Source organism: Halopiger thermotolerans (assembly GCF_054654555.1).
The window spans coordinates 327,418-354,271 of sequence record NZ_BAAIEU010000001.1 but is presented as its reverse complement, the minus strand read 5'-3'; the positions used below and the strand labels follow the sequence as shown (position 1 = coordinate 354,271).

24 protein-coding genes are annotated in these 26,854 nt (G+C 67.5%); 12 read left to right on the top strand and 12 right to left on the bottom strand.

Annotated elements, in window-relative coordinates:
* Positions 1 to 20 precede the first annotated feature (20 nt).
* The gene (locus tag ACYQ26_RS01835) at positions 21 to 1,106 is read left to right on the top strand and encodes an amino acid ABC transporter permease (protein WP_459806582.1); all 1,086 of its coding nucleotides are present in this window, start codon (positions 21 to 23) and stop codon (positions 1,104 to 1,106) included.
* A 149-nt stretch (positions 1,107 to 1,255) separates the two neighbouring features.
* Here ACYQ26_RS01835 and ACYQ26_RS01830 read toward each other — a convergent pair whose 3' ends face one another.
* Together ACYQ26_RS01830 and ACYQ26_RS01825 are read right to left on the bottom strand one after the other, a co-directional pair.
* The gene (locus tag ACYQ26_RS01830) at positions 1,256 to 2,029 is read right to left on the bottom strand and encodes a DUF5828 family protein (protein ID WP_459806581.1); all 774 of its coding nucleotides are present in this window, start codon (positions 2,027 to 2,029) and stop codon (positions 1,256 to 1,258) included.
* 128 nt (positions 2,030 to 2,157) lie between these two features.
* Positions 2,158 to 2,838 carry a four-helix bundle copper-binding protein gene (locus ACYQ26_RS01825; RefSeq protein ID WP_459806580.1) on the bottom strand — a complete coding sequence of 227 codons (681 nt, stop codon included), beginning with the start codon at positions 2,836 to 2,838 and terminating at the stop codon, positions 2,158 to 2,160.
* A 331-nt stretch (positions 2,839 to 3,169) separates the two neighbouring features.
* On the opposite strand from ACYQ26_RS01825, the gene upp reads away from it, so the two are divergent.
* Complete coding sequence (gene upp / locus ACYQ26_RS01820) at positions 3,170 to 3,847, top strand: uracil phosphoribosyltransferase (RefSeq protein WP_459806579.1); 678 nt, start codon at positions 3,170 to 3,172, stop codon at positions 3,845 to 3,847.
* 96 nt (positions 3,848 to 3,943) lie between these two features.
* Entirely contained in the window at positions 3,944 to 4,351 is a 408-nt protein-coding gene (locus tag ACYQ26_RS01815; protein ID WP_459806578.1) for a cupin domain-containing protein, read from the top strand.
* A gap of 149 nt (positions 4,352 to 4,500) precedes the next feature.
* Here ACYQ26_RS01815 and ACYQ26_RS01810 read toward each other — a convergent pair whose 3' ends face one another.
* Both ACYQ26_RS01810 and ACYQ26_RS01805 read right to left on the bottom strand, forming a co-directional pair.
* Complete coding sequence (locus ACYQ26_RS01810) at positions 4,501 to 4,701, bottom strand: YgaP family membrane protein (RefSeq protein ID WP_459806577.1); 201 nt, start codon at positions 4,699 to 4,701, stop codon at positions 4,501 to 4,503.
* Between the two features lie 108 nt (positions 4,702 to 4,809).
* Entirely contained in the window at positions 4,810 to 6,930 is a 2,121-nt protein-coding gene (locus tag ACYQ26_RS01805) for a S9 family peptidase (protein WP_459806576.1), read from the bottom strand.
* A 317-nt stretch (positions 6,931 to 7,247) separates the two neighbouring features.
* Between ACYQ26_RS01805 and ACYQ26_RS01800 the strand changes: the two genes are divergently transcribed.
* The 3 genes from ACYQ26_RS01800 (at position 7,248) to ACYQ26_RS01790 (ending at position 11,604) form a co-directional block, all read left to right on the top strand.
* Complete coding sequence (locus ACYQ26_RS01800; protein WP_459806575.1) at positions 7,248 to 8,285, top strand: TAXI family TRAP transporter solute-binding subunit; 1,038 nt, start codon at positions 7,248 to 7,250, stop codon at positions 8,283 to 8,285.
* A gap of 83 nt (positions 8,286 to 8,368) precedes the next feature.
* Complete coding sequence (locus ACYQ26_RS01795) at positions 8,369 to 8,881, top strand: DUF1850 domain-containing protein (RefSeq protein WP_459806574.1); 513 nt, start codon at positions 8,369 to 8,371, stop codon at positions 8,879 to 8,881.
* Positions 8,878 to 11,604, top strand: coding sequence for a TRAP transporter permease (locus ACYQ26_RS01790; RefSeq protein WP_459806573.1), 2,727 nt, complete (start codon positions 8,878 to 8,880; stop codon positions 11,602 to 11,604). The genes ACYQ26_RS01795 and ACYQ26_RS01790 overlap by 4 nt, the downstream gene beginning before the upstream one ends.
* 70 nt (positions 11,605 to 11,674) lie before the next feature.
* Here ACYQ26_RS01790 and ACYQ26_RS01785 read toward each other — a convergent pair whose 3' ends face one another.
* Positions 11,675 to 12,295 carry an IMPACT family protein gene (locus ACYQ26_RS01785; RefSeq protein ID WP_459806572.1) on the bottom strand — a complete coding sequence of 207 codons (621 nt, stop codon included), beginning with the start codon at positions 12,293 to 12,295 and terminating at the stop codon, positions 11,675 to 11,677.
* Positions 12,296 to 12,474: 179 nt separating this feature from the next.
* Here ACYQ26_RS01785 and ACYQ26_RS01780 point away from each other — a divergent pair, with 179 nt between their 5' ends.
* A complete protein-coding gene (locus tag ACYQ26_RS01780) occupies positions 12,475 to 12,852 on the top strand; it encodes a DUF7522 family protein (protein WP_459806571.1) in 378 nt (125 codons plus the stop codon).
* 11 nt (positions 12,853 to 12,863) lie between these two features.
* Here ACYQ26_RS01780 and trpY read toward each other — a convergent pair whose 3' ends face one another.
* A complete protein-coding gene (gene trpY / locus ACYQ26_RS01775; RefSeq protein WP_459806570.1) occupies positions 12,864 to 13,367 on the bottom strand; it encodes a TrpY family transcription regulator in 504 nt (167 codons plus the stop codon).
* A 176-nt stretch (positions 13,368 to 13,543) separates the two neighbouring features.
* Between trpY and ACYQ26_RS01770 the strand changes: the two genes are divergently transcribed.
* Entirely contained in the window at positions 13,544 to 14,329 is a 786-nt protein-coding gene (locus ACYQ26_RS01770; RefSeq protein ID WP_459806569.1) for a hypothetical protein, read from the top strand.
* Between the two features lie 105 nt (positions 14,330 to 14,434).
* Here ACYQ26_RS01770 and hisB read toward each other — a convergent pair whose 3' ends face one another.
* Positions 14,435 to 15,028, bottom strand: a complete 594-nt coding sequence (gene hisB, locus ACYQ26_RS01765) for an imidazoleglycerol-phosphate dehydratase HisB (RefSeq protein ID WP_459806568.1) — start codon at positions 15,026 to 15,028, stop codon at positions 14,435 to 14,437.
* A gap of 381 nt (positions 15,029 to 15,409) precedes the next feature.
* On the opposite strand from hisB, the gene ACYQ26_RS01760 reads away from it, so the two are divergent.
* From ACYQ26_RS01760 to metX, 3 genes are all read left to right on the top strand, one after another.
* Entirely contained in the window at positions 15,410 to 15,664 is a 255-nt protein-coding gene (locus tag ACYQ26_RS01760; RefSeq protein ID WP_459806567.1) for a DUF8028 family protein, read from the top strand.
* 216 nt (positions 15,665 to 15,880) lie between these two features.
* Positions 15,881 to 17,224 (top strand): O-acetylhomoserine aminocarboxypropyltransferase/cysteine synthase family protein, encoded by a 1,344-nt coding sequence (locus ACYQ26_RS01755; protein ID WP_459806566.1) that lies wholly within the window; start codon positions 15,881 to 15,883, stop codon positions 17,222 to 17,224.
* Positions 17,221 to 18,435, top strand: a complete 1,215-nt coding sequence (metX, locus tag ACYQ26_RS01750; RefSeq protein WP_459806565.1) for a homoserine O-acetyltransferase MetX — start codon at positions 17,221 to 17,223, stop codon at positions 18,433 to 18,435. Before ACYQ26_RS01755 ends, metX begins: the two co-directional genes overlap by 4 nt.
* A gap of 34 nt (positions 18,436 to 18,469) precedes the next feature.
* Here metX and ACYQ26_RS01745 read toward each other — a convergent pair whose 3' ends face one another.
* Positions 18,470 to 19,210: a CRISPR-associated protein Cas4 gene (locus ACYQ26_RS01745; protein ID WP_459806564.1), complete on the bottom strand. Its 741-nt coding sequence runs from the start codon at positions 19,208 to 19,210 to the stop codon at positions 18,470 to 18,472.
* Positions 19,211 to 19,317: 107 nt separating this feature from the next.
* Positions 19,318 to 19,908, bottom strand: a complete 591-nt coding sequence (locus ACYQ26_RS01740) for a conditioned medium-induced protein 4 (RefSeq protein ID WP_459806563.1) — start codon at positions 19,906 to 19,908, stop codon at positions 19,318 to 19,320.
* Positions 19,909 to 20,087: 179 nt separating this feature from the next.
* On the opposite strand from ACYQ26_RS01740, the gene ACYQ26_RS01735 reads away from it, so the two are divergent.
* The gene (locus tag ACYQ26_RS01735; RefSeq protein ID WP_459806562.1) at positions 20,088 to 22,274 is read left to right on the top strand and encodes a heterodisulfide reductase-related iron-sulfur binding cluster; all 2,187 of its coding nucleotides are present in this window, start codon (positions 20,088 to 20,090) and stop codon (positions 22,272 to 22,274) included.
* Positions 22,275 to 22,304: 30 nt separating this feature from the next.
* Here ACYQ26_RS01735 and ACYQ26_RS01730 read toward each other — a convergent pair whose 3' ends face one another.
* From ACYQ26_RS01730 to leuS, 3 genes are all read right to left on the bottom strand, one after another.
* Positions 22,305 to 22,568, bottom strand: a complete 264-nt coding sequence (locus tag ACYQ26_RS01730; protein ID WP_459806561.1) for a glutathione S-transferase N-terminal domain-containing protein — start codon at positions 22,566 to 22,568, stop codon at positions 22,305 to 22,307.
* Positions 22,569 to 22,749: 181 nt separating this feature from the next.
* On the bottom strand, positions 22,750 to 23,940 hold the full coding sequence (locus ACYQ26_RS01725) for a sodium:calcium antiporter (protein WP_459806560.1): 1,191 nt from the start codon (positions 23,938 to 23,940) through the stop codon (positions 22,750 to 22,752).
* A gap of 141 nt (positions 23,941 to 24,081) precedes the next feature.
* Entirely contained in the window at positions 24,082 to 26,742 is a 2,661-nt protein-coding gene (leuS, locus tag ACYQ26_RS01720) for a leucine--tRNA ligase (protein ID WP_459806559.1), read from the bottom strand.
* Positions 26,743 to 26,854 lie beyond the last annotated feature (112 nt).

Genomic DNA, 26,854 nt, shown 5'->3' with positions numbered 1-26,854 from the left:
CGAACGGAGGCGGTAGTCGGATGAGCAGCGCGAAATCCGAGTCCGCGCCGTCGATCGCCCTCGAGCGGCTCCGCTCCTCGCTCGCGGACGTCGAGTGGACGCCCGCGACCCTCGGGTTCGCCCTCTTCTGGGGCTGGCTCATCACCCGCTGGCTGTACGACTGGACGCTCGGCGAGTGGGGGATCGGCCCCGGCGCCGGCGAGCAGTTCCTCCCGGTCGCCCCGCTCGAGTCCGTCGCGGCGATGTTCGAGGGCAAGGTGGCGGCGGTCGGGCCGATCGAGATCCCGATGGGCTGGGTCGCGAGCCTGTTCGAAGGCGCCGCGTTAGCGATCGACATCGCGCCCGCGCTCGCCTCGGGCGCGTGGTACACGATCGTCCTCACGGCCGCGTCCATCACGCTCGGGTTCTGCATCGCGGTGCCGGTCGCCGTCCTCCGGGTGTACGGCGGCCCGCTGCGCTGGCTCGCGCTGGCCTACACCGAACTGATCCGCGGGACGCCGCTTCTGGCCCAGCTGTTCGTCCTCTACTACGGGCTTCCGCTGGCCGTCTGGCTCAACGACATCAGCGTCATCGGCCGCGGATTCGTCCCCGAGTACGCGTTCTGGATCGCCATCCTCGGCTTCACGATCAACGGCTCGGCCTACCAGGCCGAGTACATCCGCGGCGCCTTGGAGAGCGTCGACGAGGGCCAACTGACCGCCGCGCGGGCGATCGGGCTCTCGAAACTCGAGGGGATCCGCTACGTCGTGCTCCCCCAGACGCTGCGGTACGCGATCCCGGCGTGGACGAACGAACTCGTCTACCTGATCAAGTACTCCTCGCTGGCGGGCTTCATCACGGTGCCCGAACTCTACTACCGCGCGAGCCGCATCGCGTCCTCGACGTTCGAGTACACGCCGATCTACCTGTTGCTCGCCGTCGTCTACCTCGGCATCGTGCTCTCGGCGACGAACCTGATGGACCGCGTCGAACGCCGCGTCGCGATCCCCGGCATCGGCCGGGCGGAGGGTCGCCAACAGGCGACGGACGACGAAGCTGGGCCCGACGCGACGGCCGACGACGAACGCGACGCCGGCGCCGAGACGCCGGATCGATCCGGAGCGTAGCAAAAGCGGTTCCAGTCCGCTCCGGTTCGATCGCCCCTCTGTCTCTGTTCGAGTACCAGTGTGGAATCCGCTATTCGGTCTCGAGTCACTAACCGACGGCTCGCGGATGCAGTTTCGAATCGAACCGGGACGATCGAGGGCGGTCCAATTCAGTTCGTCGTCGACTTCGAACTCGAGTCCTCGTCGGGCTCCGGCGGCGGCTCCGCGCCCTCGATCGCCTCGGCCGCGTCGGTGTCTTTCTCGATCTCGACGTGCCAGCGGTCAATCTCGTCGTCGAACTCGGCGAGCCGATCCGAGACGTCGGCCTTCAGCGCGTCGTCGTTGACGTTGACCTCGAAGACGAACTGCTCGTCGCCGTTTCCGCCACGGGCCGACTGCTGAATGTTGGCGCTGATCAGTTCGTTGTCGAAGTAGTACGGCGCCAGCTGGGTCATCACGTTCTGGTAGACCGTGTCCTCGACCCGGCGCAGGGCCTTCCGGCTAGCGGAGTCGGCCGCGCGCGCGACGTAATCGATCGACTCCTTCCAGTTGTCCATCGCGGCCTCGGCGTCGTCCTCCTCGAGTTGCTCGTAGGACTCCGAGAGCTTCTCGCCGGCCGTCTTGATGTCCTCGTCGGGGCCCTTGCCGGCCTTCTCGCCCTTGCCCTCCTCGACGCTGGCCTGATCGGCGGTCTTCTCGCTGACGTCGACCTCGAGGGTCTCGTGGGCCTTGGGCCGCCACTCCTCCCACTCCTCGAAGGCGTCGGCGAGTTGCTCCTCGTCGCGGTCGTCGGCGCCGTCAATTTCGGCGTCGTCGACGCGGACGATCTCCTCGTCGGGGTCGTGGACGCCCGCGTCTCGGAGCGCGCGGGTGATCCGTTCGCCGTGCTCGACGACGTCTCCCCAGTCACCGCGAACTTTGAATCCCGAGATGCTCTCTTCCATTCGGTTGACCGGGTACTAGTGACGCGTCGGTATAAACTTCTCCGCCCTCCCGAAATCTGCGGGGGTCGGCGCGGCCGCCGCGCCGGCCGGCTCGAACCGGCGGTCGTGCCCGTTCGCGGCGATTTCGGCTACCACTGGCCCATCTGTCCCTGCTGGCCCATCTGCCCGTGCTGGCTCATCCCGCCTTGGTGACCGTGCTGGCCCATCTCTCCCGCCCCTCCCTGCTGACCGACCATCCCCAGCACCGTCTCGCAGGAGTTCATCGTCCGCTCGATCGTCGCGACGGTCTCCGCGATGAGGGGGCTATGCTGGCCGTGCTGGCGGATCTCCGGCAGGCCCTCGGTCGCTACGCGGAGGAACGTCTCCGCGAGCTCCGGCCCGAACATCGAGTCGCGCGCGATCATCTTCTCGTTGAGTTCGGCGATTTCGGCGATGTCGTGGCAGACGCGCGCGCACGTCTGCATGTGGGGTCCCATCCCCGCACACTCCTTCGCGCACCAGCCGGCGACGTGGGACAGCTCCGTGAAGTCCTCGAGGGCGATGCGGAGTTCGTTCGTCAGGTGGTCTTCGAACGAGCGCGCTCCGCCGGTTTGAGGCTGCATTTGGGTTTGAGGCTGCGATTGTTGCTGCTGGGACTGCGGTTGCATTCCCCGACCGCCCATCCGTCCGCCCATCTCCGATCGCGCGCCCGACTGCATGTCCGTCATCTGCATTCTGTCTTCTCCCTGCTGCATCTGCCCGGACTGCTCGTTCATCGCCTCGTACTCGGACCGTTCGCGGTGCTGTCGCTGCGGTTGCTGGTGAGTCATCGTCCTCGAGGGCGCCTTCGCCGATTCGCCGATTAAACCGGGGCCACCGTTTCGACCAGTTCGTCCGACAAATCCCCGTTTTCCGACCCGCGACCGCCCTCGAGGCCGCCGACCGGCGACCGAGCGAACGGGCGACCGATGTAATTTCGCGGCCGTAATCGATTCTTAGCCGATCGTAACGCGCTCTTTCGTCGTCGACCGGCAAGAGCCCGCGCGGCCGACCCCCTCGAGACGGGCCGGACGCGCCGAGAGCCCCGCGAAACCGCGCGAACGGTGGGCACACCGGCGGCTGATCGATACCGTAAACTATCCGGCGGCAGGCTGTACTGATATGCCGATCGAAGATCGGGACGACGCCTATCTGATCACCCACGCACTGGCGAAGGACACCCTCTCGCGGCTCCGAGACGTCGAAACCGAGCAGGTCAGCTTCCGGAAGGGCCTGGTCAAACTCGGCCGCATCTGCGGCTACGAGATCATCGACGGCCGCATGGAGACGGAGTACGTCGAGATCGAGACGCCGCTGGAGCAGACCATGGGCGAGCGCGTCCGCGGGCTCGACGACGTGGTTATCATCAACGTCCTGCGTGCGGCGACGCCGTTCGTCGAGGGGCTGCTCAAAGCGTTCCCGCGCGCCCGACAGGGCGTCATCAGCGCGAGCCGCGACGAGGAAGCCGGTCGGGAGGAGGACGGCTCGTTCCCGATCTCCGTCGACTACGTGAAGCTGCCCGAGATCACCGAGGACGACACGGTCATCATCGCGGACCCGATGCTCGCGACCGGCTCCACGATGTGTACCGTCCTCGAGCACGTCACCGAGAACGCCGTCGAGCCCGAGAACCTGATCGTCCTCTCGGCCGTCTCGGCGCCCGAGGGGCTGCTCCGAGTCGACGAGGAGTTCCCCGAGGCGGACCTGCTGACGGTCTCGATCGACGACCACCTCGACGAGAACGGCTTCATCGTGCCGGGACTGGGCGACGCCGGAGACCGCGCGTTCCGCACGACCTGAGCCCGGCGACCCCGCTAGTCACCTCGCACCGCTGTGTCCCGTTCCCGCTCGAGCGCGAGCACCTGGATTTTTGCCGATCGGACGTAATCCACGGGTATGGACGACGACGCATACGCAGTTATCGATCCGGACGCGCTCGAGGCGGTCGACGGCCGACCCTGCGACCTTCGCCGCGTCGGCGACGCGGCCGGCCTCGAGAAGATGGCGCTCAACCGCTTCCGGGCCGAGCCGGGCGAGCAGTTGCCGCTGGCGTACCACTACCACGACACCCAGGAGGAAGCGTTTATCGTGCTCTCGGGATCGCTGCACGTCGAAACGCCCGAGGAGGAGTTCGTCGTCCCCGAGGGATCGATATTCACGGCTCACCCCGAGTCGCCCCACCGGGCGTTCAATCCCGACGACGCCGACGGCGCGGTCGAAGTCGTGGCCGTCGGCGCGCCCCCGGTCGACGACGTCGACGCGTACGATCCCGACGAGGACGAGATCGGCGGCTCGAGCGGCTGATCGGTCGCGGTCACCGTTCAGTTCGAACCGGTTCCGCAGGTGCCGGGGGCGTCGATGTTTCGACACTTGTCGGATGAGGTGTGACACAGCGGCGTCTCTCGGCCCGCGACGCGACCGTTCTCGTTTCTCGAGAGGTGCGGAAAAGCCGATCAGCGTCCGGAGCAGGTATCGATCCCGAACAGGGCGTTGACCGGACACCGTTGGATGACCGCCGTCGCGAGAATGTCGCTGCCGGCGACGAACGCGAGCGCGCCGGCCGTTTTGTCTCGGTTTCGGTAGCCGATCGCCAACAGCACCGAGGCGAGGACGATCCGCAGCGCGCGATCGGCGCCGCCGACGTTCTTGTTCATACCACTCCCTTCGCGTGCGACGGCCGTAGTCCTGACCCCTGCGACGACCCCTTCGTTTCCGGTCGAACGCCGAGCGCGCGGCCGTCTACCGGTTGTCGGACCCGCCAGTCACTCCTCGTCCGTGCCGCCGTCCGCGTCAGACTCCTCGGCGGCCGAGAGCCCCGCGTCGCGGTCGCGCTCGATCGCCGGTGGGACCTCGCGGCGGTCGGAGTAGCCGTCGAACCAGCGGGCGATCCGCTCGATGCGGTCGACGACGTGGGCGGGCTCGCCCGACCGGGAGAGTTCGTGGCCTTCCCGCGGATAGCGCACGAGCCGAGTGTCGACGCCGTGTTTCTTCAGGCCGAGGTAGAACAGTTCGGCGGTGTTGGCGGGCGTCCGGAAGTCCCGCTCCGAGTGCATCACGAGCGTCGGCGTGTCGACGTCGGGCACGCGGGCGACCGGCGACTGCTCCCAGAGGAACTCGGGTTCCTCCCACGGGGTCGTGTCGAAGTCGCCCTCGATCAGGTGGAACGCGTCCGTCGAGCCGTAGAAGCCGGTCAGATCGTAGACGCCGCGCTGGGCGACGGCCGCCGCGAAGCGGTCGGTGTTACCGACCGCCCAGGCGGTCATGAAGCCGCCGAAGCTGCCGCCGGTGACGAACACCTCCTCGGCGTCGACGTAGTCGCGCTCGCAGACCGCGTCGACGCCGGCGAGCACGTCGGTCAAGGTCACGTCGCCCCAGTCGCGCTCGATGGCCATCGCGTGATCCTCGCCGTAGCCCGTCGAGCCCCGCGGGTTGCACCAGAAGACGACGTAACCCTGCGCTGCGAGCGTCTGGAACTCGTGCCACATCGTCCCCGCGGTCGTCCAGTGGGCATGAGGCCCGCCGTGGATCTCGACCAGCAGCGGGTAGGTCTCGCCGGGCGAGGCGTCGGCGTCGAACGCGGGCGGCGTGAGCACCCAGCCCTGGATCTCCGTTCCGTCCTCGCTCTCGAATCGGATTTCCTCGGGCCGGCGGACCGCCCGATCCGCGAGGAGCCTGTCGTTGACGCGGCTCAGCCGGTGTGGCTCGTTGCCGCCGCGGGTCGTCACGAAGACGTCGCCGGGGTGGTCCCACTCGTTCTGGACGAGCGCGACGGCGTCGCGACCGACGTCGAAGGCCTCGACGGTGGCGCCCTCGCCGTAGACCCGCGTCGGTTCCGCCCCGGCATCGCCCGGTACCGACCAGAGGACGCGCGATCCCTCGTCCGGCGTGGTGAAGTACAGCTGGTCGCCCTCGGGCGCCCATGCGAAGCTGCAGCGGTGGCCGACGGTCCGGTCGAGCGGCGCCGTCGGCGTCGTCTCGGTGCCGTCCGCGCGGTCGTGGACCCGAATCTCGGTCTGGCGCATCGAGGCCCGCTCCTCGGGCGTGTACTCGAAGGCCACCCGACCGTCCGCGGTCGCCTCGAGCGAGTCCGGTCCGAGCCAGCCCGCCGTCTCGGTGACCGCCTCGCGGTCGTCGGTCGCGAGATCGTGCGCGAACAGTTCGTACCGCAGCGAGTCGTCCGGTTCCTCGCCGACCTTGCTCGCGTAGTAGACCGTCTCGTCGTCGCCCCACGTCGGCGCGATGTAGTCTCGATCGCCGTCGGTGACGCGGGTGATCGCGGCGGTACGACCCGCCTCAGCGTCGTCGTCGCCGGCCTCGAGCACGGGGTCGCCCGAGAGCGCCGTCTCGAGGTCGAGCACGTAGACGTGGCTCCGGCGGCCGTCGACGTACTCGGTGTCCGCCCGGTAGATGAGGCGGTCGATCACCCGCGGATCGGGCTCGTCGGGTTCGTAGTCGGAGTCGACCGTCAGGTCCCGGCCCGCCTCGCGGTCGGCCGCCGTGACCCGCTGGGTGAAACAGAGGCGGGAGCCGTCCGGACTCCACTCGAGGCTCCCAATGCCGCCGACGACGGCCGTGAGCTGGCGGGCCTCACCGCCGTCGGTCGGGACGACCCACAGCTGTTTCCGGTCGCCCTCGCCGCGGGTGCTGACGAACGCGAGCCAATCGCCGTCGGGGTGCCAGCGGGGCTGGCCGTCGACGCCGTCGCGGGCGGTGAACTGCGTCGGCTCGTCGCCGCCGACGGGGGCGACGAACACCGTCGCGGCGTACGACTCGTCGTCGTCGGGGACGCGACGGACGAACGCCACGCGGTCGCCGTCGGGCGAGAGGCGCGGCTCCTCGGCGCGTGCGAGGTCGGTGTAATCGCTCGCGGAGAGACCGTTCATACCAGCGGGGAATACCGGCCATGTGAAAGGCGTTCGGGTCCGGGCGTCGGTTCCGCTCCTTGAGGCGATCCGTTCTACCGCACGTGTGAACTCGCCGCTACTATTACCGGTGAATATTCGGGCAATATTTCCGAGGGTTAAAGCCGGCGCGACGAGCAGTACAGGTAGTGACGCCGTAGCGGCCCGTTCTCAGGCCGTGCTTCTATTCCTATTTATTAAATATTGGGAATATGTTTGACAGGAAAAACTCTAGAATGGTACGTGTCTCAAAGGGAAATCGAAGACTCTATTAGTATAATAGCAGAGATACAGGTGATATGGTGCAAGACATCAATCGACGACGATTCATCGCTGCAAGTGGGATTGCTGGAGTAGCAGGACTCGCGGGTTGTGTTGGCGAGGACGCCGAAGATAGCGGCAACGGCAACGGTAACGGCGGTAACGGCGGCGACGGTGGCAACGGCAACGCCTCCGAGGACGCCAACCCCGACGAGGGCGGGGAGATCCTCTCGTGGTACGCCGGCGGCACGGGTGGCACCTACTACCCGCTGTCGGGCGACTTCAAGAGCATCGTCTCGGAGAACACGCCCCACGACCTGCAGGTGCAGTCGACCGGCGCGAGCGTCGAGAACGTCGGCGCCCTCGGCCGCGAGGAAACCGAGTTCGCCCTGATCCAGAACGACATCGCGTACTTCGCGTACAACGGCACCGGCCTCGAGGAGTTCGAGGGCAACGCCCTGGAGAACATCCGCGGCGTCGCGACGCTGTACCCCGAGACGATCCACGTCATCACGCAGGCTGACTCGGGCGTCGAGTCCCTTTCTGACCTCGAGGGCGCGACGGTCAACACCGGCGACCTCGGCAGCGGGACGCAGGTCAACGCCCTGCAGATCCTCGAGTCCGCGGGGCTCTCGGAGGGCGACTTCGAGGAGCAGAACTCCGACTTCGCGACCGCGGCCGACCAGATCCGCGACGGCGACGTCGACGCGGCCTTCGTCGTCGGCGGCTGGCCGGTCGGCTCCATCGAGGAGCTGGCGACGACCTCGGACATCTCGCTGGTCGAGATCTCCGGCGACGTTCGCGAAACCATCATGGGCGACGCCGAGTGGTTCGCCGAGGACACCGTCCCCGCCGGCACGTACGACGGCATCGACGAGGACGTTGAGACCGTCTCGGTCCAGGCGATGATCGCCACGCACGAGGCGGTCGACGAGGAGATCGTCGAGGAAGTCACGACGGCCATCTTCGACAACACCGACCAGATCACGCAGAAGGCCGAGTTCATCAGCGCCGATTCCGCCCAGGACGGGATGCCGATCGACCTCCACCCCGGCGCCGCAGCGTACTTCAACTAACACCGGCTCGGGACCCACCCTTTCATCTCTTGACCGTGAACGTAACCCGTCGGCACGTCGTCGTTGCCTTTTTCGTACTGACAGTGCTCGGAGCGTCGGCTATCGCCGTCGCGACCGCCGCGGACGAGAAGACGCTCGTCGTCGCGGACGCCGATACCGGAGAGCACCTGATCGAAGCGCCGGTCGACGACGGGACCGAAGTGACGCTCGCGTACACGCACAGCGTCGAGAAAACGCCCGTCGAGGACGTCTACGTCGTCGACGGGACGGAACTGCGGATGGATCGGATGGTCTTTTACTCGCACGGAGCGGGGCTGCCGACCAGCGGACCGATCGAGGAGACCGAGGACGGCTTCGTCGTCTACCCGAACGCGTCGTACACGGAACTGGGCGTCGTTCCGGGCTCGGTCGCCGGCCACGAACTCGTCGTCGGCGACGAGCGCTACGACCTGGTCGCTCGCTCGGACGGCCCGGTGGTCCTCTCGGTTGAGGAGCGCGGCCTCTCCGAGCGACTGTCCGATCCGCTGGCGGCCGACCGGCCGCTCGAGCCGGTACCCGCTCCGGACTCGGTCACTCCTTTCCCTGATCAGCTATGAGCGAAGACACGCCCAATACGGAGACACTCTCGGAGGAAGAACAGGAAGAGATCCTACAGGAAGTCCAGCGCCGGCGAACGCTCGGCGGGCTGGTCGCCGGTCTCGTCGGTCTCGTCGCCATCACGTTCTCGGCGTTCCAGCTGTGGCTCGCCGCCCGCGGCCGCACGTTCGCGGCGACGCTCCCGTACCTCGGCGAGGTCGGCTACGGGCAATCGCTGCAGCAACTCCAGATCAACGCGATCCACGTGACCTTCGCGCTGGTATTGGCGTTTCTGCTGTTTCCACCGACGCGGGGCGACGGCCCTATCGCGCGGCGACTCGGACGGATCGAACCCGCCGTTCGCCAGCGATTCGGCCCGGATAGTGCCCCGACTCGGATCGTCGAACGGCTCGGCGACGGCGCCCGCTGGGCGTTCGTCGATCCGGCGATGCGACGGGTCACGCCCGTCGACGTCGTCCTGATCTTCCTCTCGCTGCTGCCGGCGCACTACATCGTGACCCAGTTCGACGAAATCCGACAGATCCCCGTCTTCGGTATCCAGGCCGTGAGCCCGGTCCAGGAGGTGTACACCAACCCGATCGTCGAGGCGCTCGTAACCGGGTTCGGGGCCGTCGGAATCCCGCTCGGCGACATGTCCTACGCCTTCCTGCTCGGGGTTCTGGGGCTGTTGCTGGTCCTCGAGGCGACCCGTCGGACGCTCGGTCCCCTGCTCATGGGGCTGGTCGCCTTCTTTATCGTCTACGCTCGATGGGGGCACATCGTCCCCCGGGACTCGATCCTGGGCTCGCTGGCGATCCAGACCGAGACGTGGAGCAACATCGTCTACAACCTCTGGTACACGGTCGAAGCGGGCGTGATGAGCACGCCCGTCACCGTCAGCGTCCGCTTCATCTACATCTTCATCCTGTTCGGCGCCTTCCTCGAGATGAGCGGCGCCGGAAAGTGGTTCATCGACCTCGCGTACTCGCTGACCGGGACCCGAAAGGGTGGCCCCGCCAAGGCCAGCGTCGTCTCGAGCGGCTTCATGGGGATGCTCTCCGGGTCGTCGATCGCCAACACCGTGACGACCGGGGCGTTTACGATTCCGCTGATGAAACGCTCGGGGTACTCCCCCTCGTTCTCCGGTGCGGTCGAATCCTCGGCCTCCTCGGGCGGGCAGGTGCTCCCGCCGGTGATGGGCGCCGCCGCCTTCCTGATCGTCGAGTTGCTCGGCGTCCCGTACGCGGACGTCATCGTCGCTGCCACGCTGCCCGCGATCGCCTTCTTCTTCGGGATGTGGGTCATGGTCCACTTCGAGGCGGTTCGGGGCGGCATCGGCGGCCTGCCGCGGGCGGAGTTACCGAACGTGCGATCCCGGTTCCGCGAGGGATGGTTCTACCTGGTTCCGGTCGTCCTCCTGCTGTACTTCCTCGTCGTCGCTCGGCTGTCGATCAGCCGCTCCGGCTGGTACACCATCGTCGCCATCATCGCCCTGATCTCGGTCGTCGCCGCGTACAACGAGCACACCCGCGTCCCGCTGCTCGGGACGATCGGGGCCATCTACCTCGCACAGACCGCAGCGTACGCCGTCACCGGCACCGGAATCGCGAGCGCGATCCGGGCTGGAACCGACACCGGCGCGGCCGCCGAGTCCCTCTCCGCCGGCGCCGCCGCGGCCGCCGCGTTCGGCGATCTCGGGACGATCGCGGTCCTCGTCAGTCTCGCGTTCCTGCTCGCCCGGCCGCGGTCCGACTCGCCGTTCCTCGAGTTCGAGGACGACGTCGACCAGTTCGCCGATCGGACCGCGATGGCAATCGGGCGGCCGGGGCTGGAGTCGAACATGGCCTACCGGTTCGTCTCGTTCGTCCTGAAATCGATGGACTCGGGCGCGCGAACCGCGACGACGGTCGTCGTCGCCGTGGCCGCCGCCGGCGTCGTGCCGGGGGTCATCAGCGTCACCGGGCTCGGCCCGAACCTCGCGGCGCTCATCGACGCCGTCAGCGGCGGATCGACGCTGATCCTGCTCTCGCTGACCGGCGTCGCGTCGATCATCTTCGGGATGGGGATGCCGACGACCGCGATGTACATCATCCTGATCGCGATGCTCGAGACGCCGCTGGTCGAGGCGGGCATCGTCGCGCTGGCGGCGCACCTGTTCGTGCTCTACTTCGGGCTGATGGCCGACGTGACGCCGCCGGTCGCCGTCGCCGCGTTCGCCGGCGCCGGCGTCGCCAAAGCCGACGAACTCGAGACGGCGACGACCGCGTTCCTGCTCTCGCTGAACAAGATCCTGGTCCCGTTCGCCTTCGTCTTCTCGCCGGGCATTCTCCTGTTGCAGCGCGGCGAGGACGGTAGCTGGACGAACGCCGTCATCAGTCTGGCCGACGTCGCGGACCTCGGGTTCTTCGTTCCTGAGGTCGTCATCCCGGTGCTCGGCATGTTCCTCGGGATCTACGCGCTCGGCGTGACGATCATCGGGTACCAGTTCGCCGCCGTCTCGGGGGCGGAACGGGCGGTCTACTCGCTCGCTTCGATCCTACTGATGGTGCCGGAGATCCCGCTGCTCATCCTCGAGGCCGCGATCGAACTGGCCGGCGTTCCGGCGGCGCTGACGATCTTCCCGCTCACGGTGTCGCTTCGCGCCGTCGGCCTGGCGCTGCTCGTCGGCTTCTCCGTCCGCAACCGACGGGTGGCCGACGAGAGCGAGTCGGGCCTCTCCGCGCCGGCGGCGACCGACGCCTAACCGACCCCCGCTCGCTCAGTTCGCCGCACTACTGCGCTTTTCTCGACTCGAATCGCTCCCGGAGAATCAGTTACTCGTCGTCCGCGCCGAGGTCGACCCGCCCGCTGGTCGCGCTGCGCAACCGATCGCGGAAGGGGTCGGCCTCCTCGAGGGGCACGCGGACGTCGAAGGTGACCTCGGCCGCGTAGTCGGCCTCGAACTCGTAGCCCTCGCTCTCGAGGATCCCGCGGACGGTGCCCGAATCGTCGTACTCGACGGTGACCGCAACCCGCTCGTGGGGGCGTTGCTCCACGACGCCGGCCGCGTCGACTGCCTCTTTGACCGCCCGCGAGTAGGCCCGGACGAGCCCGCCGACGCCGAGTTCGGTGCCGCCGAAGTAGCGGGTGACCACGACCGCGCAGTTCTCGAGGTCGCGCTGTTCGAGGACGTTCAGCGCCGGCTTGCCCGCCGAACCGGAGGGCTCGCCGTCGTCGCTCGAGTACTCCCGCAGGAGGTCGCCGTCGGCGTCGGCCCGCACCCGGTAGGCGGGGACGTTGTGGGTGGCGTCGGCGTACTCCTCGCGGATCCGCTCGACGAACGCCTCCGCGGCGTCGACGGAGTCGACGGGTCGGGCGTGCCCGATGAACTCCGACCCCTGGACGACGAACTCCGCGGTCGCGGGCTCGGCGATCGTCTCGAACGTTCGACTCACGGCCGGTCACCGCCGTTGACCCGCGTCTCGACCATAGCGACTCTACGGTCGCCGCCGAAAAGAGACCGTCGGTCCCGCGCTCGCGGCCTCGAGGGCCGTCCCGTGGACACTCCCGTCGACACTACGGCCGGGTCGAACCGTACTCACCTTTTATCGTCGTCGCCGTGATAGTGACACTCATGAAAGACGTCGACATCGATCCCGAACTGGCCGACGAGATCATGTCCGTCTGCCGAACGACGGTCGGCGACGAACTCCGCAGCGTCACGTACTTCACCGAGGACGAGGTCGATCAGCTCTATCTCCGGTCGGACCTAGAGCGGACCGCCGACCTCGTCGGCTTCGCCGAACACGAGCGGATGGGCTTTCGCTCGCAGTCGGCCTACCGGAACACGCAACTGGGCGACTACGAGGCGACGATCCGGATGTTCGAAAACGGCTATCTCTCCCGAGTCATCCGCGGCGAACACGGCGTCTGGGTGACGACCGATAGCATGTCGATGGACCGGTTCGAGGAACTCACGAGCGCGCTCGAGCGGGTACTCGAGGACGCCTGATCCGTCCGCGACTACTGCAGTTCGATCTTGCGAACGTACTCGAGGTCTCGAATCTCGGTGATCACGTCACCCGGCAGCTCTTGGTCGGTGATCAGGTAGAGTTTCGGCTCGTCGGTGAACTCCGGGTCCTCGCTGATGGTCTGGCGGATCGAGATGCCGTTGTCGGCCAGCGTGCCGGTGATGCCCGCGACGATGCCCTCCTGTTCGGCGTTGTCGGGGGTGATCGTCAGCACCGTCAGATCGAGCACCGGCGCGAGGTCCATCAGGCTCGGCACCTGCGAGATGTTCTGGAAGATCCGCCGCAGTTCCGGATCCTCGAGGATGACGTCCGTCGTCGAGTCGACGACCCGCCGGTCGACGTCGATCTCCCGCGCGATCCCGGTGTTCGGAATCTCGATGCCGCCCGAGACGACCCGCCCCTCGTCGTTGACCGAGAAGCCCCGCTCGAGGAGCAGTCGGATCACCGCCTGCTGGCTCGGCGATCCCTCGAACTTCTCCATGATTTCGTCGAACATTCGTCGATTCTTCCCGGGTGTACGGGGGCGAGAGTATAATGGTCGGTGGTTGTCGTCGGTCGCCCTCCCCCAGCGCTGGCAGTTCGGCCGCTCGAGGGCCGCGCCGGCGCTCGAACCCGTGCCGACCCGTCTGACGGACGTTTTTACCCGCCCGGCGCCTACCGGCGCCCGTATCCATGCGCGCACTCCGGAGCTGTGACTTCTGTGACGCCGAGGCGGTCGGCGCGTTCGAGGTCGTCCCGCCCGAACTCGAGCCGACCGAGGCCGAACAGCGCCGCGTCGTCTGCTGTGAGGACTGCAGGGCCCGACTCGAGACGCTGCTCGAGCCGTTGCTCGCTCGGGCCCGAGCCGGTGCGGCGCCGGCGGAAAGCGGCGACTCGGATTCGAACGGCACGGCTGACGCGGCGTCAGATTCGGGAACCGTCGTCGCAGCCGCCGACGAAACCACGCGAACGCGCCGGCGGACGACCGGTCAGAACGCGACGGTCTCGGACGGCGACTCGAGCGCGACCGCTGCTGCTGCCGACGCTACCGCCGACGGGCCGTCGTCGGAACCGGAGTCGGGGGTTACGTTCGAGACCGACGCGGCGGACGGCGTCGACTCGAGTGCGGATCGGTCTGAACAGAACCCGGACGGAGCGGTCGAACCGGACGACACCGAGGAACCGGCGGATACCGACCGGACGGCAGCACGATCGTCCGAGTCGGAGTCCGATCCCGGCTCGAGCGACGCGAGCGGAACCGCCGACGGGACCGACACGGGCGCGAACCGCCCGCCGCAGGCCTACGGCAAGGTGATCCGGCTGCTTCGCAACCGCGAGTTCCCCGTCGACAGGGACGACGCGGCGGAACTGGCGGCCGGCGCGTACGACCTCGAGCCCGCGGCGGTCGACGCGATCATCGACCACGCGATCGCGAACGACGAGTTCGTCGACCGCGACGGCGAGTTACACCGGGCCTAACGCGCTCGGTCTCGGACCGGCGGTCTCGGACTCGCCGTTTCGAAAGTCAAACCGATCGTAAATCAGTGCCAAACGAGCGGTCAGTGTCGACCGAGCGTCCCGTCGCTACTCGTTCAGCGTTCCCTTCGTACTCGGCGTTCCCTCCCGGCGCTCGTCGAGCCGCGTCGCGTCGTCGAGCGTCCGCGCCAGCGCCTTGAACAGCGCCTCGACCTCGTGGTGGGCGTTCTCGCCCGTCACCTCGAGGTGCAGCGTCAGGCCGGCGTTCATCGCCAGCGACTCGGCGAAGTGGCGGGCCATGTCGCTGGTGAACCCGCCGATCGACTCCTGTGAAAAGTTGCCCTCGAAGTAGAACCGCGGCCGGCCGCTGACGTCGACGACGGCCCCGGCGACGGCCTCGTCCAGCGGGACGCGGCGATCCGCGTAGCGGACGATCCCCGCGCGGTCGCCCAGCGCCTCGTCGACGGCCTGCCCGAGCGCGATCGCCACGTCCTCGACCGTGTGATGGTCGTCGATCTCGAGGTCCCCGTCGCAGTCGACCTCGAGGTCGAACAGGCCGTGTTTGGCGACTGACTCGAGCATGTGATCGAAGAAACCGATACCGGTGTCGACCGCCGCGGTCCCGTCCCCGTCGATCGCGATCGTACACTCGATGGCCGTCTCGGCCGTTTCGCGGGTCACGGTCGCCGTGCGCTCGCTCATGTCGGACCGATCGGAGCCACGGTACAAGGGGATTGCGCTCGGCGGTGCCGCCGGTCATGCTCGGGGCTGACTGGTTCGACGGTCCTAGTACGGACTAGTTACCAATACACATTATCTATTGGCATTTCGCATCTCCATTCTGACCGGTTGCGGCCAACGGCGGGTTTGACGCCTCTCGTTCTCCTCGGGGAGACACTCAATCCAGATCGAAAATACTGCTTGAGAGACTGTTTTAAAATTTTAGACGCGATCTCGAGCCGTTTCGAATCGTGGTTCACCGCCGGCTACGGACGTGAAACGGACCGAAACGACGCCAATGTTCGGCCCATTATATGATGTCCGGAGTGAATGTCCGTCGTACGCAGAGGTGAACCGACGACGATGTCAAACCACTCCCCGCTCTCGAACGAATCGATCGGTCCGTCCAACCCTGAGGCGGATCGACAACGACGAGTCCTCCGCTCGCTCAAAGGTCCCGCCCAGTTCCTCTCGTTCTGGGTCGCAATCGCCCTCCCCTTCGTCCACCTCCCGCTGCTCGCGCAGGGACTGGGTGATCCGGGCGTCACCCTCACGTTCCTCGCGCTGCTCGCGGTCAACGTGCTCGCGCTGTACGTCGGTCACGGCTACAACCGGTAGTCGACTCGGTCGCGTGCGGTGACGCTCGCCGATTTCGCCCTCCCCTTCCTTTTCCGTCGACCCTCCACCGTTCGGTTCGCTGCCCGCCGTCGCCCGTTCGAATCGTTTTCGACCGGCCGCCCCGTCGTCCGTCGAACCGTGTGATTTTCACCCACGGTCAGCGGATTTTGCCGTTACTGAGGCGCATATGTGCGTGGAGTAGTATGCATACTAAACATGAGCGACGACGCGAGCGACGGGACCGACGAGTCGGACTGTTCCGGGCGCGGGCTCGGAACGCGAAGCGTCCACGCGGGACAGCATCCCGATCCCGAAACGGGGGCGATGGCACCGCCGATCTACCAGACGACCTCCTACGTCTTCGACGACGCCGACACCGCCGCCGCCCGCTACGCCCTGGAGGACGACGGCTACATCTACTCCCGGATCAGCAACCCCACCGTCAACACCTTAGAGGAGCGCCTCGCCGCCCTCGAGGGCGGGACGGGCGCGGTCGCGACGGCCAGCGGGATGGCCGCGCTGGACTCGGCGACCCTCGTGCTCGCCGAGGCCGGCGACAACGTCGTCTGTTCGACCGACACCTACGGCGGGACGACGGCCTACTTCTCGAAGACCGCGAGCCGTCGGGACATCGAGGCCCGGTTCGTGCCGACGCTCGAGTACGACGCGTACGAGGACGCGATCGACGAGGACACCGCCTTCGTCCACGTCGAGACGATCGGCAACCCGTCGCTCGTGACGCCCGACTTCGAGCGGGTCGCCGAGATCGCCCACGACAACGGCGTGCCTCTCGTGGTCGACAACACCTTCGCCACGCCCGCGCTTTGTCGGCCGCTCGAGCACGGCGCCGACGTCGTCTGGGAGTCGACGACCAAGTGGCTCCACGGCTCCGGCACGACCGTCGGCGGCGTGCTGGTCGACGGCGGCTCCTTCGACTGGGGCGCGCACGGCTACGACGAGATCGCCGGCCAGAACCACGCCTACCACGACGTCGACTTCTCGCGCGATTTCCCCGAGGCGCCGTTCGCCGAAACGGTCCGGTTCCGCTCGCTGCGCAGCCTCGGCAACCAGCAGTCGCCGTTCGACGCCTGGCAGACTCTACAGGGCCTCGAGTCGATGCCCCTGCGGGTCCAGCGGCACTGCGAGAACGCCGCCGTGGTCGCGGACTACCTCGACGATCACGAGGACGTCGCCTGGGTCACCTACCCGGGCCTCGAGCACCACCCGACCCACGACAACGCCAGCCGCTATCTTGACGACTTCGGCGGTATGGTCGCGTTCGGCCTCGAGGGCGGCTTCGAGGCCGGCAAGACGTTCTGCGAGAACGTCGAGGTCGCCCAGTTCCTCGCGAACATCGGCGACGCGAAGACGCTGGTCATCCACCCCGCGAGCACGACGCACGGCCAGCTTTCGCCCGAGGAACGCGAGGAGGCCGGCGTCACGGACGACCTGATCCGGATGTCGGTCGGCATCGAGGATCCTGAGGACATCCTGGCCGACCTCGAGCAGGCGATCGAGGCGGCGACGCAGGCGACTGACGGCGAGGGTGGACAGCCGTGACGACGAAAAACACGATCGACCTCGGAGAGTTCCAGTTCCTCTCCGGCGAGTCGATCCCCTCCCTCGAGGTCGCCTACGAGACCTACGGCGAGTTCACCGGCGACAACGCGGTCCTGATCTGCCACGCCCTAACCGGCAGCGCGCACGTCGCGCGACGACCCGACTCCGGCGGCGACACCGCGGGGCAGGCCCGCGCCTGGTGGGGCGACGTCGTCGGGCCCGGGAAGGCGATCGACACCAGCGAGTACTACGTCATCTGCGCGAACAACCCCGGTTCGTGCTACGGGACGACAGGGCCCGCAAGCGAGAACCCCGAGACGGGCGAGCCCTACGGGACCGACTTCCCGCCGGTGACGGTCGGGGACTGGACCCGCGCACAGCGGCAGTTGCTCGACGAACTCGGCGTCGGCCGCCTGCATGCCGTCGTCGGCGGCAGCGTCGGCGGCATGAACGTGCTGGACTGGCTGCGTCGCTACCCCGACGACCTCGAGCGAGCGGGCGTCGTCGCCTCGGCCGGCCGGCTCGACGCGCAGTGTCTCGCGCTCGATACGGTCGCCCGCCGGGCGATCACCAGCGATCCTAACTGGAACGGCGGCCACTACTACGGCGGCCCGGAACCCGAGGACGGGCTCGCACGCGCGCGCCAGATCGGTCACATCATGTACCTCTCGAAGGCCTCGATGGCCCGCAAGTTCGGCCGCCGCTCGGCGGGCCGGGAGACGGTCCGCGAGGAGCCGCCGGACCCCGCCGCCGCCTTCTTCCCCTACCGGGAGGTCGAGTCCTACCTCGACTATCAGGCCGAGAAGTTCGTCGACCGGTTCGACGCCAACAGCTACCTCTACATGACCCGCGCGATGGACGACTTCGACCTCTCGGCGGGCTACGAGTCCGACGCCGACGCCTTAGCCGCCTTCGAGGGCGAACTCCTCCTGCTGTCGTTTACCGGCGACTGGCACTTCACCGTCGAGCAGTCCGAAGCGCTCGCCGAGGCCGCCCGCGAGGCCGACGTCGACGTCGCCCACCACGTCATCGAGTCCGACCACGGCCACGACGCCTTCCTCGTCGAACCCGAGAAGGTCGGTCCGCCGCTGTCCGAACTGCTCGAGGAGGGACTCTCGGGGCGGATGATCACCGACACCGACGCGGAAACCGAATCCGGAGCAGAACCCGAGGGGTTCGCGCCGGTCCACACGAGTCTCTTTTCCAAGTGATCGGCCGAATCGACCTCGCACCGCGTGGCCGCGTTTATCCGAACCCCAACAGCGATCGCAGCGTCCGCGTTCGAACGCCACACTCGTCGGCGAACTCACAGCTCTCGCACTTCGAGCGGTTGGTCGTGCGCGCCGGCGGCCCGTCCAGCTCCCGGACCGTCCGCAGCACCCGCCGGTAGCGGGCTTTCCGCCGCGTCGTCAACGCGATCGACCGGACGACGCCGTAGGCCGGGTACTCGAGCCAGGCCCGGTCGACCGCCGTCTCGCGCTCCCACGCGAGCGCCTTCGCGGCCGCGACGGCGTGGACCGACTGGGGGTCCCAGACGCCCCGCTCGGGCGGCGCGCCCGCAGAGACGAGCACCGGCTCGAGCGGGTCCTCGAGCACCTTGTGGACGATGCCGCGACAGTCCCGACCGGCGGCCAGCACGTTCCGAGCAGCGGGCTCGCAGAGGCGGCGCCAGCGGTCGCGTTCGTCGGTCGCATCGTCGGCCGCTCCAGTCCCCGGCTCGGACTCGAGCGCAGAGCCGCCGAGCCGCTCCCGCGTCGCCTCGAGCGTCTCCCGGTACTGCGCGGCCGAGACGGCGATCGGTTCGTCGGCGAGAGCGGCCGATGGCGCCTCGAGCAACTCGTCGTAGCGCGTCGCGAGGTCGCGCACGGCCTCGACCTCCGGGGGTGGCTGCCGCTGGTCGTCGTCAGCGGTACGCCGGTAGTAACACTTCCGCGGACAGTACGCGCCCGTTCGAAGATCGCTAAACGGGACGAGGGAGCGGGACACGGGGCGTCTGGCCGCCCCTTCGTACAAAAACGCGCGGTCGACGGTGCTCGCCCGTCACCGCCGAACCGAGCCGAATCGACCTCAAGCGGAATCGATCCGTCGACTCGTTAGAAGTCGACGTCCGTCTCCATCCCCTCGGTCGCGTCCTCGAGGCCGTCCTCGCGGACGTCGGTCGTCATCTGCTCGGAGAGTTCGGCGTCCGCGAGGATGCTGTCGAACTCGTCTCGGTAGCGGTCGTTGGCCGTCCGCGACTGGTCCTCGGCAGCCGCGACGCGGCGGTAGCGTCGGATCTGGTCCTCGCTAACGCCGTACTCCTCGGCCAGCGTCGCGTCGTCCTCCTCGCGGCCGCGGATCGCCGTGAGGTCGACCTCGTCGGCGTCGTCGTCGCGGACGAGGTGCAGCGACATCCGCGCCTCGAAGACCTCGTCGGCGTCGACGCCGAGGTCCTCGGCGATCTCCTCGTCGCTCTCGTCCTCGTAGAACGCCTCCGCGAGCTCGATGAGCTCGTCGTTCGAGAGATCGGTCTCGAACTCGTAGCGCTCGCGCATCTGGCTGATGACGTTCTCGAGGCGCTCCTCGTCGGTGCGCTCGTCCCGCTCGAGGGAGCCCCGCGTGTCCTCCTGGGACTCCGTGACGGTTTCCTCCCCGTCGGTGACGTCGGTGAAGATGTCCCGCAGTTCCTCCGTTTTTTCGTTCATGCGTGGACACTCCCGACGGGCGGCTATTTAAGCCTGTTGCCAGATAGCGTTGGCGAGATATCGATCGTGTAGAACCGTCGGAAACTCGCAAATGGTTTCGAATTTTCGCACGACGGCGACGGGATGGACCGGTAACTATCGGGACAAGAATTAAGGTCCAGTCTTCCGGGTAATTGACTATGAACGTTATCGCCCAGTCGGACGTCGCGCGGGAGACCTACTGGGGCATCAGCGCCACGGAGTACGCCGTGTTCTATCTCCTGACGGCGATTACGATCGCCGTTTTCCTGTACGGCGTCTACCGGCGGTTCGCCCGGTACGCGGCCGGCGACGACGACCCCTTCGCACGCCTGAACGACCTCCCGTCGCGGACGCTGACTGCGGCGAAGATCGTCCTCTCGAACGAGAAGCAGTTCGATCGGGACCTCTACGGCGGGTTGATGCACGCGTTCATCCTCTGGGGCTTCCTGACGCTCTTTATCGCGACGTCGATCCTGGCGGTCGACGGCTACGTCTACAAGCCGATCTTTCAGGGGCACTTCTGGGAAGGGGACTTCTATCTGGCCTACCAGTTCGTCGTCGACGCGATGGGCCTGCTGTTCGTCGTCGGCCTCGGGATGGCCATCTACCGCCGGTACTGGGTCCGCAACGAGCGGCTCTGGGGCCGACACACCACCGGCGAGGACGACCTTTTCGTCTGGACGCTCTTTCTCCTCGGCGTCGGCGGTTTCCTGCTCGAGGGGCTGCGCGTCTACAGCGCCGGAATTCCGGACCACGAGGTCGTGAGCTTCGTCGCTTACGGGATGGCGCTGGCGTTCGAGGCTGCCGGGCTGCCGACGCTGGGTCCCGAACAGGCCGGGCTCAACGCCGCCGGGCTGAACGTCGAGAACCTCCACTGGCTCGCCTGGTGGTCCCACTCGCTGCTGGCCTTCTTCTTCATCGCGTGGATCCCGTACGCCAAGCCGTTCCACATGCTCTCCTCGTTCGCCAACGTCGTCACGCGCGACGAGAAGGCCGGCCAGCGGCTGCCGAACGTCCCCGCGGATCTGGACGCGACCAACGCCGAGTCCATCGACGACTTCACCTGGAAGGAACTGCTCGATCAGGACGCCTGTACCAAGTGCGGGCGCTGTTCGTCGGTCTGTCCGGCCAAGGCCTCCGATCGGCCGCTGGACCCGCGCAACGTCATCCTCGATCTCAAGCGCTACCGGGAGGAGCGCGAGGCCGGCGCCGAACCGCAGCCGATCATCGCCGACGGTGGGACCTCGGTCATCGACACCGAGACGATGGAGTCCTGCATGGCCTGTATGGCCTGCATGGACGCCTGTCCGGTCGAGATCGAGCACCTCCAGTCGTTCACGCGCCTGCAGCGCCAGATGACCGATCAGGGCGACGTCCCCGCGACCGTCCAGGACGTCTTCCAGAACGTGATGCAGAACGGCAACACGTTCGGCGATTCGCAGCGGAATCGGGCCGACTGGGCCGACGACCTCGAGTTCGATATCTCGGACGCCCGCGAGGAGAAAGTCGACTACCTCTGGTACGTCGGCGACTACCCGAGCTACGACGAGCGCAACAAGCGGGTCGCCCGGTCGCTGGCGACCATTCTGCAGGAAGCGGACGTGAGCTTCGGCATCCTCTTCGAGGACGAGAAGTACGACGGCAACGATGTCCGCCGGATCGGCGAGGAGTTCCTCTACGTCGAGTTAGCGGGGCACCACGTCGAGACGTGGGAGGACTGCGAGTTCGACAAAATCGTCTGCACCGATCCTCACTCCTACAACACGTTCAAAAACGAGTATCCCGAGGTCGACTTCGAGGAGTTCGCCGACGACCCGATGATGCCGTTCGACTACACCGACGACTGGAACGCCGACGGCGAGATCGAGGTCTACCACTGGACGCAGGCCGTCGAGGAGCTCGTTCAGGACGGGAAACTGAATCTGAACGGCGACGAACTCGAGTACACCGTCACCTACCATGACCCCTGTCACCTCGGCCGGTACAACGACGAGTACGAGGCGCCGCGCGAACTCATTCGGGCGACGGGCTGCGAACTCGCGGAGATGCCCCGCAACCGCGCCGATTCGTTCTGCTGTGGCGGCGGCGGTGGCGGCCTCTGGATGGACTTCGAGGAGGATCCCAAGCCGAGCGAGGAACGGCTTCGGGAAGCGCTCGAGGACACCGCCGCCGGCGCGGCCGTCGAGAAGTTCGTCGTCGCCTGCCCGATGTGCATGACGATGTACGAGGACGGCCGCAAGACCGGCGATTTCGAGGACGAGATCGAGATCGTCGACGTCGCGGAACTGCTCGTCGAGGCGATCGGGAAGGAACGGGAGGCGCGACTCGAGGTCGCTGCGGACTGACTGCGTTCGCCCTCGGACTCGGGCGTCGCGCTACGCGTAGTGCTCCTCGAGGTACTCCACGATGTCTTCGCTCTCGTAGAGCGTCTCCCCGCGGTCGGTGTCGACGAGGAACGGAATCATGTCCTCACCGCCGATCGCCGTCATCGCGTCGAGCGCCTGTTCGTTGAGCACGTCGCCGCCCTCGTGGCCGGGCCGGCGCGGGTTGTGGATCACGTACGAGACGCCGAGGTCGGTCAGCGTTTCGCGGACCGTCTCGCTGTGCGGGCAGCCCTCCGCCTGATAGAGTTCGAGCATCCCGATGCGGTACGCGCCGGCGATCCGTAAACGATGGTCCGGCACTCGCAGCCGGCCGCTGCGCGGCGTCGGCCGCGACGCCGAGAAAACGACGGACGCCGCGACGGCGGGACGGACGAGTACCGCGGACGGTGAAAGACAAGCGCGGGGGTAGGGAATCGCGCACTTGTCCGGAAACGGATCAGCCGCCGATCGGAACGCCACCGAAGACGACGAGCGCAACGATCCAGTAGGCGACGTAGAGCGCGCCGAGCAGGGCCCCGTGCCACCGCTTCACCCGTCCCTCGTGGAGGAAGTACGCGGCGAGGGCCGTCACGACGATCACCGCCGGCAGGTGAAACGTCAGGACGGGCCCGGAGACGGTGAGTTCGCTCAGCAACATGATCACGCCGACGTTCCCCGTCACCGAGAAGAGGACGCTGCCGATGACGTTGCCGACGCCGATCTCGGGAACGCCCCGCCGGACCGGTTCGATCGTCAGCATGACGTCTTCGAAGGTGAGGATCGCAGTCAGGACGGTCGCGCCGAAGACGGTTCCCTCGACGCCGAACCCGTCGACGGCGACCTCCGATCCGGCCTCGAGCAGCATCGACGCGAAGACGACGCCGCCGAGCGCGAGCACGGCGAAGCCGAGCCAGAGCCAGCCGGCGGCGGACCGGCCCGCGACGAGGCGATCCTCGGGGATCTCCGAGATCGAGCCGGGGAGGGCGATCCCGCCGTCGGCTTGGAGCTCCTCGCCGAGCTCGGTGTTCCGGAAGACGGGCGTGTCGCGTCGGTACTCGCGCGCGATGACGTACCCGAATATCGAGACGAACGCGCCGACGAGCAGGAGGCCGTGAACGACCGTCAGCGTTCCCGCGAGGACGAACGGCACCAGCAGCGCCGGCGCCAGCGCGAAGAGGGCGACGTAGTCCGTCGGCAGGTCGACCGGAAACGGCTCAACGATCGCGGCGAGCGCGAGCGTGACGCCGACGATCGCCAGCCCGGTTCCAAGCGCCGTCCCCAGCGCCGCCCCCTCGAGGCCGCCGTCGGAGAGCACGAGCGCGAGGATCGTATCGTCGAACTCGAACCCCGTGAAGACGATCGCGAGCGCGAACAGCGATATCCGCAACCCCAAGGCCGCTCGCGTGAGGTAATCGATCAGCTTCTCGACGCAGACCGTCAACAGGATCGCGCCCGCGGCGAGGACGAGTACCGCACCCATCGCCCCCTGCGCTTCCGCGACTCCTTTGATCGCGCCCTCGATCCCGCCCTCGTCGTCTGCTCCGTCCTCGCCGCCCTGCACGCCTTCCTGAGCGAGGGCCGGCGTAATCGCCAGGGAGACGGCCAGCAGTACGACCAAGACGACGGTGAGAACGCCCGTCCTATCCATGCGGGTGATTCCCAACGTCGTCCGAAATGAAACTACGCTCTCAGGTACCGAATTCCCTTGGAAAAGTATACACGGAACGGGCGACCGTCCGCGACCGGCCGGCGATGAACCGGTACCAGCGGCGATGCGGCAGCGAGCCGATCAGTCCTCGTTTCCGTCCTCGATCTCGATCGCCGGCCGACCCGGCTCGGCGTTTTTCAGGACGCTCTCGTCGGCCTCGTCGGCCCGGAGCACCCGAACCGGCGCGTCGAACTCGCGCTCGAGCAGCCACGCGGCGGCCTCGAGAGCCTCGTGTTCCTCGTCGGGCTCGAGGCTCCGCTCGAGGGCCTCGCGCTCGGCCTGCAGGTTCTGGCCGTAGTCCGCGGCGGCGTCGCCCTGCTCGCGGATGTGGCTCTCCTGCATCAGTTCGCCGATTAGGTTGTCGGCGTCGCTCTCGATCGCGATCTCGAGGGCGTCGTACTTCCAGTCGGGCGCGACGACGACGTCGATGCCCTGCGGGTCCTCGATGCCGGCGACCTCGATGATGTCGCGGACGTCCTCGCGGGTGTTCTCGACCAGGCGACGGCGCTTCTCGACGCGGCCGCGGTCGACGGTCGCGGTCGGCCACTCGGCGTTGGCGACGAAGTCGTCGTGGCCCAGCGTCTCGTACAGTTCTTCGGCGAGGTGCGGCGTAACTGGCGCGAGCAGCCGGACGACCGCCGAGAGGCCGCGCTCGTAGGTCTCGGCGTGGGGCTCGGCGTGATTCGCGTACTGCCGCAGCGTCCGAGTCAGATCCTGGGTCTCGCGCAGCGCCTTGTTGAAGGTCAGGTCGTCGTACTCGTCGGTCGCGATGGCGATCGTCGCCTCGATCTCGTTCTCGACGTAGCGCGCGACGGCGTCGTACTCGCCGTCGGGTTCCTCGGACGCGTACTCTTCGACCATCTCCTTCAGGCGACCCAAGAAGGCGTTCGTCGAGCGGACGCCCTCCTCGCTCCAGTCGAAGTCGCGCTCGGGCTGGGCGGCCTGCATCATGAACAGCCGCGCCGTGTCGGCGCCGTACTCCTCGACGATCCGCTGGGGCGAGACGACGTTCCCCTTCGACTTGGACATCTTCTCGCCCTCCAGCTGGACCATCCCCTGGGCCAGCAGGTTCTCGAAGGGCTCGCGGTGCTCTAAGCCCTCGTAGTCGGCCAGCACCTTCGTGAAGAACCGCGAGTACAGCAGGTGCATCACGGCGTGCTCGATGCCGCCGACGTACTGGTCGACCGGCATCCAGTCGTTGGCCCGCTCGCGGTCGAAGGGGGCGTCCTCGAGGCCGGGCGAGACGTACCGTAGGAAGTACCACGAGGAGTCGACGAAGGTGTCCATCGTGTCAGTCTCGCGGGTCGCCTCTCCGCCGCACCCGGGACACGTGGTCTCCTTCCACTCCTCGGCGGCGTCCAGCGGGTTGCCGGTGGTGTTGATGAACTCCGGCAGTTCGACGGGCAGGTCCTCCTCAGGCACGAGGACGGGGCCGCAGTCGTCGCAGTGGACGACCGGGATCGGGGTCCCCCAGTAGCGCTGGCGGGAGATCCCCCAGTCGCGCAGCTGGTACTGCTTGGCCTCCTCGGCGCTCTCGATGTCCTCGGTCAGGCGCTCGCGGGCGGTTTCGCTGTCCAGCCCGGAGTAGTCGCCGGAGTTGATCAGGACGCCGTCCTCGGTGAACGCTTCCTCGTCGACGTCGGGGGCTTCGGGCTCCTCGCCGTCCTCGGGCTCGGGCGCGATGACCGGGACGATGTCCAGGTCGTGTTTCTCCGCGAACGCGTGGTCGCGCTCGTCGTGGCCGGGGACGGCCATCAGCGCGCCGGTCCCGACGTCCGAGAGGACGAAGTCCGCGACGAAGACCGGGATCTCGTCGCCGGTGACGGGGTTGGTCGCGGTCAGGCCCGTCTCGACGCCGTTAGGCTCGTCGCCGTCGGGGTCGGCCTCCTCCTCGATGAACCGCCGAACGTCCTCGTCGTCCTCGGCGAGTTCCTCGCTGATCGGGTGGTCCGGCGCGAGCGCGAAGAAGGTCGCGCCGTAGATGGTGTCGAGACGGGTCGTGAAGGCCGTGACGGGGCCGTGGCCCTCGATCTCGAAGTCGACCTCCGCCCCGTACTGGCGGCCGATCCAGTTGCGCTGCATCTGCCGGACCGAGTTGGGCCACCCCTCGAGGTCGTCGATCGCCTCGAGCAGTTCGTCCGCGTACTCGGTGATCTTCAGGAACCACTGCTCGAGTTCGCGCGTCTCGACGGGCGTGTCGCAGCGCCAGCAGAGTTCGGCCTCGCCCTCGACCTGCTCGTCGGCCAGCACGGTCTCGCAGTGGGGACACCAGTTGACCTCGGCGTCGCGGCGCTCGACGAGGTCCTCCTCGTAGAACCGTTCGAAGAGCCACTGGTTCCACTGATAGTACTCCGGCGTGCAGGTGGTGACCTCACGAGACCAGTCGTAGCCGAAGCCCATCGCGTCCATCTGGTCGCGCATCGTGTCGATGCAGTCGAAGGTCCAGTCCCGGGGGTTGGTGTCCCGTTCCTTGGCCGCGTTCTCGGCGGGGAGGCCGAAGGCGTCCCATCCCATCGGGTGGAGGACGTCGTCGCCCTGCATCCGGCGGAAGCGGGCGTACGCGTCCGTGATCGTGTAGTTTCGGACGTGGCCCATGTGGAGCTTGCCGGAGGGGTACGGGTACATCCCGAGGACGTACGTCGGGTCGTCGACGTCGTCGGGCGTCCGGTAGACGTCCGCCTCGTCCCACGCCTCTTGCCAGCGCCGTTCGACTGCCGCGTGGTCGTATCCCGCGTCACTCATTTGCTTATATACGTGTGGGCGCGTCGCCGCCCTATAGCTTTCCATCCGACAACAGCGAGCGCTCGAGGGTCGCGCCGCGAAGACGCGCTCGTAACACCGCTCCGTAGTCGGG